This is a genomic window from Subsaximicrobium wynnwilliamsii (assembly GCF_007997225.1).
GTDB lineage: Bacteria > Bacteroidota > Bacteroidia > Flavobacteriales > Flavobacteriaceae > Psychroserpens > Psychroserpens wynnwilliamsii.
Window position 1 is genome coordinate 77,060 of sequence record NZ_VORM01000009.1, and the last position, 11,885, is coordinate 88,944.

Annotated in this window: 11 protein-coding genes; 8 read left to right on the top strand and 3 right to left on the bottom strand. The window is 41.6% G+C overall.

What is annotated here, in order from left to right:
- Nucleotides 1-46: 46 nt before the first annotated feature.
- The 3 genes from ESY88_RS09815 to ESY88_RS20995 all read right to left on the bottom strand — a co-directional run bounded on the left by ESY88_RS09815 (nt 47) and on the right by ESY88_RS20995 (nt 889).
- On the bottom strand, nt 47-262 hold the full coding sequence (locus ESY88_RS09815) for a putative toxin-antitoxin system toxin component, PIN family (RefSeq protein ID WP_147087099.1): 216 nt from the start codon (nt 260-262) through the stop codon (nt 47-49).
- Nucleotides 263-449: 187 nt separating this feature from the next.
- Nucleotides 450-680: a hypothetical protein gene (locus tag ESY88_RS09820; protein ID WP_147087100.1), complete on the bottom strand. Its 231-nt coding sequence runs from the start codon at nt 678-680 to the stop codon at nt 450-452.
- Between the two features lie 47 nt (nt 681-727).
- Nucleotides 728-889, bottom strand: a complete 162-nt coding sequence (locus ESY88_RS20995) for a PIN domain-containing protein (RefSeq protein ID WP_189702571.1) — start codon at nt 887-889, stop codon at nt 728-730.
- A 336-nt stretch (nt 890-1,225) separates the two neighbouring features.
- Between ESY88_RS20995 and ESY88_RS09825 the strand changes: the two genes are divergently transcribed.
- From ESY88_RS09825 to ESY88_RS09850, 8 genes are all read left to right on the top strand, one after another.
- Nucleotides 1,226-1,894 carry an ABC transporter ATP-binding protein gene (locus ESY88_RS09825; protein WP_147087101.1) on the top strand — a complete coding sequence of 223 codons (669 nt, stop codon included), beginning with the start codon at nt 1,226-1,228 and terminating at the stop codon, nt 1,892-1,894.
- Between the two features lie 286 nt (nt 1,895-2,180).
- A complete protein-coding gene (locus ESY88_RS09830; RefSeq protein ID WP_147087102.1) occupies nt 2,181-3,596 on the top strand; it encodes a TolC family protein in 1,416 nt (471 codons plus the stop codon).
- Nucleotides 3,597-4,176: 580 nt separating this feature from the next.
- Complete coding sequence (locus tag ESY88_RS21705) at nt 4,177-4,305, top strand: hypothetical protein (RefSeq protein WP_262713101.1); 129 nt, start codon at nt 4,177-4,179, stop codon at nt 4,303-4,305.
- Nucleotides 4,292-4,405 carry a hypothetical protein gene (locus ESY88_RS21885; protein WP_394343952.1) on the top strand — a complete coding sequence of 38 codons (114 nt, stop codon included), beginning with the start codon at nt 4,292-4,294 and terminating at the stop codon, nt 4,403-4,405. Before ESY88_RS21705 ends, ESY88_RS21885 begins: the two co-directional genes overlap by 14 nt.
- Nucleotides 4,406-4,790: 385 nt before the next feature.
- Complete coding sequence (locus ESY88_RS09835) at nt 4,791-5,360, top strand: RNA polymerase sigma factor (protein WP_147087103.1); 570 nt, start codon at nt 4,791-4,793, stop codon at nt 5,358-5,360.
- 579 nt (nt 5,361-5,939) lie between these two features.
- Nucleotides 5,940-7,016 (top strand): FecR family protein, encoded by a 1,077-nt coding sequence (locus ESY88_RS09840; protein WP_189702572.1) that lies wholly within the window; start codon nt 5,940-5,942, stop codon nt 7,014-7,016.
- A 102-nt stretch (nt 7,017-7,118) separates the two neighbouring features.
- Entirely contained in the window at nt 7,119-10,409 is a 3,291-nt protein-coding gene (locus tag ESY88_RS09845) for a SusC/RagA family TonB-linked outer membrane protein (RefSeq protein WP_223270792.1), read from the top strand.
- Between the two features lie 4 nt (nt 10,410-10,413).
- Nucleotides 10,414-11,742, top strand: coding sequence for a RagB/SusD family nutrient uptake outer membrane protein (locus tag ESY88_RS09850; RefSeq protein WP_147087105.1), 1,329 nt, complete (start codon nt 10,414-10,416; stop codon nt 11,740-11,742).
- The last annotated feature ends 143 nt before the right edge of the window (nt 11,743-11,885 follow it).

An 11,885-nucleotide genomic window follows, 5' to 3' on the forward strand; every position in this document is an offset into this window, starting at 1 on the left:
CAGTAAAAAAATAGAAAAAGCATTTTTGAAATGATAAGGAATTATTTTAAAATGAACTTAAAAAATCAGAAGGATTGAAAATGGGAATACTACGAAACGGATGCAAAACCAAAAGATCATCATCGCCTGTAATGATACAGGACGCTTTTGCGGCGACTGCAAGTTCTAGGAATTTGTTGTCTTTGGGGTCGCGGCAGGCGGTAATGGAGATTTCAGGAATAATGGTTATGCTATTTCTTTCGATGCGATCAATTATGGCCATACGCTCATCTTCAAAGAGAAACTATGTATCGAATTTCTTTCGATACAAAACGTCCATGAATTCGGTAATTGTTTCTCTGGAAGACGCCATTGCCCCTAAACCCATAACCTTGTCCAAAACTTTACGACTGGTGGAATTGGGGGTTAAGGCAGCACTGATTAAAACATTGGTGTCTAAAATAAAAAAATCAGTCATTCTCAGCCAGAATCTCTTGAAGGATTTTCTCTGTAAGGCCACTTTCTTCAATGGTTTTGCCTATTTCATCAAGAAATTTTTTAAAATCATCAGGCGAATCTTTCAAGAGTTCTTGGTTCAGTCGAATGTTCATCCGTTGAGAAATTCGCTCTCTTTTTTCGGGCGAGGACAATCTCCATTTTTTTGCCGTTTCTTCAGAAACTTCAATAACAATACGGTCCATAATTTAAATTTAGTTCCTATTAAAAACACAAAAAATCATTCATCCAATCACAAAAGCGGAAATGACGATAAAAATGCTTCTAAAGTGGTATCACTTGCAACAAGTCGACCGGAAGCTCTCGCTTTTTCGTATGCAAGTGTAGGTTTAGAATTTTCAAAAAGCAATGCGCTTAGGAATACGTTGGTGTCTAAAACGAAAGATTCAGTCATCTTCGTTCAATATGTCATTCAGAATTTCTTCCGTAAGACTATTTTCTTTCGCTTCTTTTCTTATTTCCTTCAGCAAAATATCGAGCTTCGTGAATTTGCTTCTGTGGATGATTTCATCAATCTGCTTTTCCAAATAATTTTCAAGGTGCGATCGGAGTTTCGGAGCTTTGTTCTCCAAATCTTATGCAGTGTCTTTGGTGACGTTGATTGTGAAGGTGTCCATAATTCACAAGTTTTAATACCTCTAAAATGCTGAAAAAAAAGAAGATAATTTTAAAACGAATCGTTAAGAATCAACATTTACAATCCATCATAACACACTAAAATTAAAAAAATATGTTACTAGAACTCAACAACATTTTCAAATGGGTCAACCAAGGCGGAAACCGAGTCTTTCTGCTCAAAGATCTCAATCTCGAAGTAGAGGAGGGCGAATTCATTTCCATCATGGGGCCTTCTGGTTCGGGGAAATCCACCTTGCTGAACGTCATTGGGATGTTGGACGGATTTCAGGAAGGCGAATATAAGTTCCTGGACGAATCGGTGCATGCGATGAAGGAAAAAAACCGTTCCAAATTGTATAAGGAATACATCGGGTTTGTGTTTCAGGCCTACCATCTTATCGATGAACTCACGGTGTATGAAAATATTGAAACCCCATTGCTTTATAAAAACATAAAATCTGCAGAGCGCAAAGCTTTGGTGGCCGATATGTTGGACCGGTTCAACATTGTGGGTAAAAAGGATTTATTTCCCGCCCAATTGAGCGGTGGGCAACAGCAATTGGTGGGCATCGCTCGGGCCTTGGTGGCCAAACCAAAACTCATCCTGGCCGATGAGCCTACCGGCAATCTAAATTCTAACCAAGGCGAGGAGATCATGCAGCTTTTTAAGGAATTGAATCAAGAAGGTGTGACCATCATACAAGCCACACATTCTGAAACCAACGCCGCCTATGGGTCGCGAACCTTGCACCTTCTCGACGGAAGGCGAGATCACAAGTAGGGAGCCGTTTACGACGACTGTATTGTCATTTTTGGACAGAAGACGGGAGATGGAAAACGGGAGACGAGAGACGGGAGACGGAGGGCAGAAAGTATCAAATTATAAGCCCAATTCTTATTTTAAAGACCTTCTAGTCTCTAGCCTCTAGGCTCTAGCGTCTACTTTTTACCTTCTAGCTCTTTGGTCGATTTATCCAATTTAGAGTCTAGAACATCAAAATAGTTACCCATTAAATAATTGAAGCACTTAAACATTTTTTTCATCAATCACATCAATCACATCAATCATGAGACTTAAACTTTTTGTAGTACTATTTTTTAGCAGCACTGTTTTAATTTTCGCACAAACCGATACCCGCCTTCCGCTAAGCCTTGAGGCCTGCATTAGTTTGGCTATTGAACACAATCTCGAACTAAAATCTTCGGAATTGGCGAAGCAGAGCAGAGCGATAAACTTCAATCAGAGTAAAAATGCTTTATTGCCCAACATCAACGGAAACTATAATATAGGGCTTAGTAATGGGCGTAGCATCGACCCTTTCACGAACGACATCACCAACCAAGAACTCATATTTTCCAATGCGGGTCTGGGATTGGATGCCACTATTTTTAATGGATTTAGACTCATCAACAGTTGGAAACAGGCCAAACTCAATTTGGAAGCTGCGGAAATGGACGTAGAGGCTGCCAAACAATTGTTGGTGCTCAATGTGACTTTGACCTATCTTCAGGTTTTGAATGCGCAGGATTTAGTGAGGCTCGCCCAATCCCGATTGCAAACCACCCAAGGTCAGTTGGATCGACTCAAAAGTCTGTACGAAGAGGAAACGGGCAATCCTGCCGAATACCGCGACCTGCAAGGGCAAATCGCCATGGATGCGGCAAATATCGCCGAAACTAAGAATACATTGGAAACCGAACTCATCAATCTCAACACCCTCGTCAATGCGGAAGAGGCCATTACCGTGGCGCCTTTAAATATGGAAATGGATTTTGAAACCTATCTGTTTTCTGCGGAAGCTGTTTACCAAAAGGCGCTTGAGGTGTTTCCTTCGGTTAAGGCAAGTGATTTGAGTTTGGCGGCAGCTGAAAAGGCGGTCTCCGTAGCCAAATCGCAATACATTCCAGAAATAAGCCTCTTTGCCAATTTGAACACTAATTTTTCCAGTGCTGCCCGACTATTCAATGATTTGGGAACCAGTATCGTTGAAACCGGTAACTTTGTGAATATTGATAATCAGGCCTACTCTGTTTTTACTGAACAAACCAGTTTTTTGAGTAGTGAAATTCCGTATCGCGATCAATTTGACAACAACCTCAATTCTTTAGTAGGGGTAGCGGTGAGCATCCCAATTTTTAATGGCTTTAGGGCTAAGAACAATGTGGCGCTTGAAAAGATCAAGAAAGCCGAAGCCCGAACAGCTTTAGAGCAGACCAAACTGGATCTCAAGCAAGCGGTCAACCAGTCGTATAATGCCATGCAAACCGCCTTTCAACGGTATGACCTGCTTCAGGATCAGGTGGAGGCTTATGAAGAATCCTTCCGCATCAATGAAATTAGATTCAACAATGGTGTTTCCAATAGCGTGGCGTACATCATCAGCAAAAACAATTTGGATACTGCCCAAATCAATTTGTCGAACGTCAAGTATGAATATGCACTTCGGGTAAAAGTGTTGGCGTATTATCAGAATAAAATCTAAGGATTGATGTGGATGTTTTAGGCTTGCAGTTTCGTGAGAGCGCGCAATAAAAAAATGATTGAGGCAGAATGAATGTGCCGATAGATGGCAAGGAGAGCTGGTTTTATTGGTCTCAAAAAAAGTCAAAACGATGTGCTTTAGTGCATCTCGCTTTAGCTTCAAGAAATAGTTTAGCCACGAATTACACGGATCTGCCTGTCCGATAGGAAGGTATTCACGAAATCTGTTGTTCCCTTAATGCGCACTCAATGAGATACTGTTGATTTCACGAATTCAACAGACTTTCAGTCTGTTTCAAAAAATCTATGGTACTTTAGGCCATAGTGATTTAGTCTCAAAGATGAGACAAAATAAACCCTCTTGGAGCTTAGGGAGGACAATTAAGAGTTTCGAATGTTCGGGTAACAAATTGATGCTGTGCCCTTAATAACATACAAAAGTCTTATCCTGTTGAAAGCGTATTGCGTTAGGCGAAAAATCAATATGTATGATTATTGCGCTTCTTTATACCTATAAATACAATATGTAAAGAAAATCGAATTATCTTGATATATAATCAGGCCTCAGAAACCGAATATAAATGACTTGGAAACTCCAAAATGTGCCCTATCCTCAAGATTTAGAAACTTTGAAAGTGGGCAAGCTATTGCCTAAAGCGCATAGAGTTTCTACAAAAGGAGTTAGTCATATCACGTATCACTGCGGCTAATTATTTAAACCAATTGGCAGAAGATGGCCATCTTACTAAATTTAAGATAGGTAGGACTAACTATTATGTAAATGACATTGTGCTCAATGTCTTAAAATAACCGGTTACATTTCAAAAGCTGTGAACACCTCGATACAATGATATTCGATTCAACAACCAATAGCATGGCGTACATCATCAGCAAAAACAATTTGGATACTGCCCAAATCAATTTGGCGAACGTCAAGTATGAATATGCACTTCGGGTAAAAGTGTTGGCGTATTATCAGAATAAAATCTAAGGATTGATGTGGATGTTTTAGGCGTTCACAAAATTTCGCTCAAGTGAAATCGGCTTAGGCTGAGAATATTTGCAAAACAAAATTTTGTAAAACCTTAGCTTTGCTTTAAATTTCGCTGATCCTATTATTTAATCGCAGGAATCTTTTGCAACAGATATAGGGATTACATGCAGTTAAACTTGAAATTTTCCAACGCCTCATACTTTGAAACAGAATCAGCATAAATCAGTGCAGCTTTGGGCAAAACTCCAGCAAGGTGATTTGGATGCCTTGGGGAAGTTGTACGATGCGTTTAGTGATGATTTGTTTACCTATGGCATGCAGTTCACTCCCGATAAAGCTGTGGTTATGGACGGCATTCACGATGTATTTCTCAATCTTTATAAATACCGGAAGAATCTTGCCAAAACCGACGCTGTGGACTATTACCTCATGCGGTCACTCAAGAATACGATTTTAAAGAAGTGCCAATCACAACTGAGGGAAGTGCCCTCAGAAATCCCTCAAACCCTCGCCCATTGCCAAGCTTCTGTAGAACAGGGGCTCATTGAGAACGAAATCAAGAACGAGCGTTCCTACAAACTTACCAGAGCCATGAGCTCGCTCAGCAAAAAACAGCGAAAAAGCTTGTTTCTAAGATTTACCGAAAACCACTCCTACGAGGAAATCGCCGAGATCATGCAAATTTCAGTGGCTTCTTCTAGAACCACCATCTATAGGGCAATCAAATCCTTACGGAAGCAAATGCATCTGTTCTTCACATTCTTCCTATAAAATGGAGGCTTCAGGTCAATAGTTGGCTCCTTCCGATAATTTTCGGGATGCGTGTATTACTTATAAACCGTTATAGTCATTTGCCAGATTTTTGAATCTTGTTGTTTAAAAACAATAGTGTCCGATTAAGAGTTTTACGATAATTAACCCTTTTAAGCATGGGTTTTAAGAACCTATTAAGTTGACACCTTGCTTTTTCTGAAATAATTTCATCGAAAGTGAGAGGACATTTTCAATACAAATTTTAACTGCTTGCCAGCTAGTTACTATTAAGTCTTTGTTCTTTGTTCTCACAGTCCCGATCGCTCGGGACGGTCTTGATTCTTTTTCGGATTACAATTATTTAAAAATTTCCAAAGGCAAATCCTAGCTTTAAAAACACGCTCAACCCCTAGTGGGAAAGGGTTAAAGCCTAACCTAATTTTTTTTACTGCTGAATGATACGCAGCTAAATTTATTTTTTTTCAAAAAAACTGTCTATAAAACAGAAACTACTGACTTATAGTTATAGAGAGGTTTGCGGTTTCATGCCGAAAGCCGATTTCAATGAAGCTAATTTCGTTGTTACTAAAATCTGATATGACACAAAAAAATAAGAATCCGTTTAATTCTGAACCCCTTTCCACTAAGGATAAATTGCATTTAAGGCATCGTATTTTCAGTTCCATTTACCATTATAAGCGTAAAAAGCGCGTGTTTAGGTTTGGTGTTGGCGCTTCGGTGGCAGTGGTGTTATTGCTGGTTACGTTCTCTGTGCTTCGTGGCAGTGGTGCAAATGCTTCTGGGATTGAACATTTTGTAGCCTCCCAAAAAGACATTCCGGCGGGGCAAGAGATTCAATTGATATTAAACGATCAACATAAGGTCAATGTTTCAGAAGAAAACGCCAAGATAAGTTATTCCACAACTGGTAAGGAAGTGCGAATTGGAGACTCGAAAGCGCTCAACCAAAATGCAAACCCTTCCGAAGCCATTGTTTACAATACACTGCTGGTGCCCTATGGGAAACGTTCAGAGATCACACTTTCCGATGGCAGTAAGGTTTGGCTCAACTCTGGTTCTAAGCTCGTGTTTCCTGCAAAATTTGCTGCGGAAAAAAGAGAGGTCTATTTGGAAGGTGAGGCGATATTTGAAGTGAGCCACAACGAAAACAAACCTTTTCACGTACAATCTAAAAACCATGACCTACAAGTATTGGGCACGGTGTTCAACCTGAGCAATTATAAGGATGACGCAGCTATTTACACCGTTCTTAAAAGCGGAAGCGTGCAAATAAATTATAAAACCAATGCGCTTTTCAACACTCAAAAAAGCGTTAAGATTAAGCCTGGGATGTTGTCTGCCTTCAATAAAAACGATAGGGAGGTGCAAAAAAGCCAGGTTGATGTGGAACGCTATTTTTCATGGCGCGATGGGGTGTTTATCTTTAAGAACGATGCCTTGAAATCCATCATGAAGAAACTTTCAAGGTATTACAATGTTGAAATAAGCATTGCCGATGACGCCTTGGCCAATGAGACTTTTTCTGGGTATTTGGATGTGAAGGACAATATCGAAAGCGTGATGGAAACCATCAAGGCCGCCGAAACTCCTGGATTTACTTACGAACGCACTGCAGACCATAAATTAATCATTAGTCTAAAACAAAATTTATAGCGCATACAAACCATAAAAAAAAGCCGGAAGATGCGTCAACATCCTCCAGCCATGATAAAAATACCACTGTAGCACAGCAATATTAACCACTAACACAAAATTATGAATAAAACTAAGAACCTTTGTCCTATGCCAAGGATAAACTCTTTCAATTATTATTTGGGGCACATGATACGAACCTTCTTACTATTGATTACGATTGGCTTGGGCACTGCCTTTGCCAACACTTCAGAGGCGCAGACTAAAATGGACATTAGTGTGACTAATGTAAGTTTAGAGCAATTGTTTAAGGAAATCCAAAGCAAGAGCGAGTACATTTTCTTCTATAAGGACGCTATTTTTGATTATAGGGTGTCGCTTAACTTGAAAGCATCTACGGTAGCTGGAATTCTGGATAAGGCTTTGGCCGATACCGATTTGACCTACATGATCAATGAGCGCCAAATCGTGATCAAGAGTAAGCTTGAGACGCCTGCTGAAGCATTGAAAACCAACCAACAGTTGCGAGAGATAACGGGAACCGTTAGCGATCCCAACGGAACACCTTTGGCGGGAGCAACAGTGATTGTTAAAGGCACCACTAAAGGTGCTTCTACCGATTTTGATGGAAACTTTAAACTGGATGTGCCAATAGACACTAAGACGCTGGTCGTAACCTATTTGGGCTATGTGGCACAAGAGGTGTCGATTGAAGGTAAAAGTGAGCTTAATATTACCATGCTTGAGGACAATACAGCTTTGGAGGAAATTGTGGTTATTGGTTATGGTACTGAAAAGAGAGCATTGATAAGTGATGCCATCACAACGGTCTCTGCAAAACAAATCGAAGATTTGCCTTTGGGCTCTGTAGATGCGGTGCTCCAAGGTCAAGCGGCTGGTGTGCAGGTTAGCCAAAACTCTGGGACGCCTGGTGGGGAAATGTCGGTGCGTATTAGAGGTTTAACCTCTATTAGCGGCTCGAGTCAGCCCTTATATATCATTGACGGCATTCCCGTTACCACAGGAGACTACGGTCAAATTGGCTATTCTGGCCAAGGTGCAAGTGCATTGACCGATCTTAACCCGAGTGATATTGAATCCATCAGTATTTTGAAAGATGCCTCGGCCACCGCCATTTATGGGGCAAGGGCTTCCAACGGCATTGTGCTCATTACCACCAAACGCGGGAAGGTACAGGAAACGGTAGTGTCTGTAAATGCCTATTCTGGAATGCAGAGGGCTTGGAATAAATTGGACATGCTAAATGCCAGAGAATGGATGGAATACCGCAATGATTTGACCAATTCCACGGTTTTTACCCAGGAGCAAATAAATAACAACCAAGTGGATACCGATTGGCAGGATGTGATTTTTAGAACAGCACCTATAAATAGCTATGAGGTGTCTGCCAGAGGTGGTACAGAAAAGACCCAGTTTTTTATGAGCGGCACGCTTTTCGAACAGGAAGGCATCTTGATTGGCACTGATTACAGCCGTGTGAATGCACGTGTGAATGTGGACCATCAAATCTCAGATAAGTTCAAGATTGGCGCAAGTATTGGCTTAAGTTATGCCAAGACCGATAGGGTGGAGAGTGACCAATCCTTGCACGGGCCATTGCCAAACGGGATATCAACACCGGCTATTTTTCCGGTGTTTAATGAAGATGGTTCTTACAATCAAGATGGGCCTTACTCCAATCCTTTGTCCATTGCCAATGAAGCCATCAATGAGAATTTCTCCTACAGAACGAACTCTAACTTCTATTTCGATTATTACATCACAGATTACCTTACGCTTTCTTCAAAATTGGGAGTTGATTTTCTCAACTTTAGAGAGCATGGTTACGAATCGACTAGAACGGTGCAAGGCGCAAAATTTAACGGACTCGGTTTTGAGACTTATAGTAATATCTCCAACATTGTTTCCAATAATCTGTTGAAATTCAACAAGCGTTTTGGGCAGCATAAAATTGAGGCCTTGGTAGGTTACAGCTTTGAGAAGCGCAATTTTAGATCCTCCTTTATTAGGGGTCAGGATTTTGCCGATGATGATTTGGAGTACATCAATTCTGCAGCCACCATTGTCTCAGCTAGTGCCAGTGCTGCAGACGAAGGTTTACGATCTTCTTTTGGGCGGGTCAATTATAATTTCAGTGATAAATACATTGCGACAGTAACGGGTAGATTTGATAGCTCCACCAAATTTGGCGAGAACAATCAAACGGGGTTCTTCCCAGCAGCATCTTTGGCTTGGCGCGCCTCGCAGGAGGAATTTTTGAAAAACTCCAGGGTCATTTCAGACCTCAAATTACGTGTGAGTTATGGTTTGACCGGGAATGATGATATTAGTCCGTTTTTGTTTTCAGAACTCTACGGAAACACCTCTTATGGTGGTTCGCCAGCAATTTTTCCGAGCAACATTCCCAATCCCGATTTAAAATGGGAAAGTACCACACAATTGAACATTGGGCTTAACTTGGGCTTGTTTAAGGATCGCATCACGCTCACTGCCGATTATTATGATAAACAAACCAACGATTTATTGTTGAGTCGCCCGCTGCCGCCAAGCTCAGGCTTCTCATCCATTACCGAAAATGTGGGTAAGGTGGAAAATAAAGGGATTGAACTTACAATCGCCTCACAGAATTTTATAGGTGAATTCAAGTGGAACACCCAATTCAATATTTCAGGCAATCGCAATAAGGTTTTAGAGTTGTATAATGGCCAACCCATAGATGATATTGGGCGCGGTGGCAATCGCATTATGGAAGGCCAGCCCATTGGTGTGTTCTACAGTTTTGAATCCTTGGGCGTGGATCCTTCAACAGGGGATATTGTCTATGCCGACACCAATTTTGATGGGGTCATCACATCCGCAGATCGCACGATTGTTGGAGATCCGCATCCCGATTTTATTGGGGGTCTCACAAATAATTTTTCCTATAAAGGCATTGATTTAACGGTGTTTCTTCAAGGCTCTTATGGAAACGATGTGTTTCATGGCTCCCGCTTGTTCTTAGAATCCCTTCAAGGTGGCGACAACCAAGTGGCAGCCGTTACCAGACGTTGGATGCAACCCGGCGATATTACCGATATCCCGAGAGCAACCACCGATGCCGTGGCAGCAGCCCAGAACAAACGCGTATCCTCAAGATTTTTGGAAGATGGCTCTTATTTGAGAATCAAGAACGTGACCTTAGGCTACACTGTAGATAAAAGGGCGCTGGATAAGTCCTTTTTCGAATCCATTCGTGTGTATGTGAGTGCGCAGAATATGTTCACATTCACAAATTATACGGGTTTAGATCCAGAGGTCAATTATAGAGGCGACGACAATTCGGTCATTGGTACCGATTTCTTTACCTATCCGCAAGCGCAGACCATCACTTTGGGCGTTAATCTTAAAATGTAAAAAAATGAAAAACATACTTTATATAGTGATTACATGCATGGCAGTTTACTCCTGTGATGTGCTGGATGTGGAACCACAAAATTCCATATCGGCCGCAGAGGCCTTTAAAACCAAAGAAGATATTGACAAAGGCATTTTGGGAGCTTATGCTTCCTTTCAGAGTCTGAGTTACTACGGCAGGACCTATAGCATTTTTGCTGACCTGGCGGCCGATAATCTTTCCCATCCGCTTGATGCCACTGCATTGGAATATGCCGAGGTAGACAACAACAACCTGCTTCCAGAAAACGGCAGCAGTAGCAACATGTGGGCGATTATGTACGATGGCATCAACGTGGCCAACAACGTCATCGCTAAAGTGCCAAGCATTGCCGACATGTCTGCGGAAGAACAGGATGAAGCTTTGGCCGAACTCTATTTCATAAGAGCCATGAACCATTTTGACCTGACCCGTTATTACGGTGCGATTCCTTTGAAATTGACGCCAACCGTTGGGGTTACAGGACTCGATGCTCCAAGAGCGCCTTTAGATGCCGTGTATGCACAGCTCATTTCAGACTTGACTTTTGCTGCCGAAAACATGCCAAGTTCCGGCACAAAAACCAGAGGTTCCAAATATGCAGCGAAAGCCCTTTTGGCACGCGTTTATCTTTATCAGAAAAATTATGCGCAGGCCGCCAGCATGGCTTCGGAAGTGATTGATGAAGGCGGTTACAGCCTACTTCCTAATTATGCCGATATTTTTGCTGAAGAAAATACCGCAGAATCCATCTTTGAGATTTCCTTCTCACAATTGGAGCGTAACCGCATTGCCGAGTACAATTTCCCGCGTTCACTCAATGGGCGTCGTGAGGTGCAACCTTCCGCAGATCTCTTGGAAGCTTATGAAGCAGGCGACACGCGTTTTGACACCAGTATCGCTTTCGCGGAAATTTTAGCCTATGCCATCAAGTACGATGATTTAAGCCTAGGCGCCGATAATTTTATCGTCTTGCGTCTTGCAGATCTTTATTTGATACGTGCGGAAGCTCTGGCAAAAGGAACAGCGCCAGAGGTCACGCAAATCAAGGCCGATTTGAATACCATTCGCGCCAGAGCAGGACTATCAAATATTACCAGTAACAATGTGGGCCAATTGATAAGTGCTATAGAAAAAGAACGACGTGTGGAATTTGCCTTTGAAGGCCATCGCTGGTTTGATTTGGTAAGAACCGATAGGGCCGTTGACGTTTTGTTCAATGTGACCAGTGTGAACCAGACCTTATTCCCAATTCCCTTTGATGAAATCCAAACCAATAACGATCCAGCAATGGTTCAAAATCCAGGATATTAAAAAAAATTCCAAGACCGCTGCGCTACGAGACCCATGAAACAAGACTTGATTCTAACGCATTGATCAGGTATTGATTTTGTTGATGAAAATTGTGAGAAATGAGTTTCATGATATGAAAGTAGCAACACCCATTGAGGGAAATA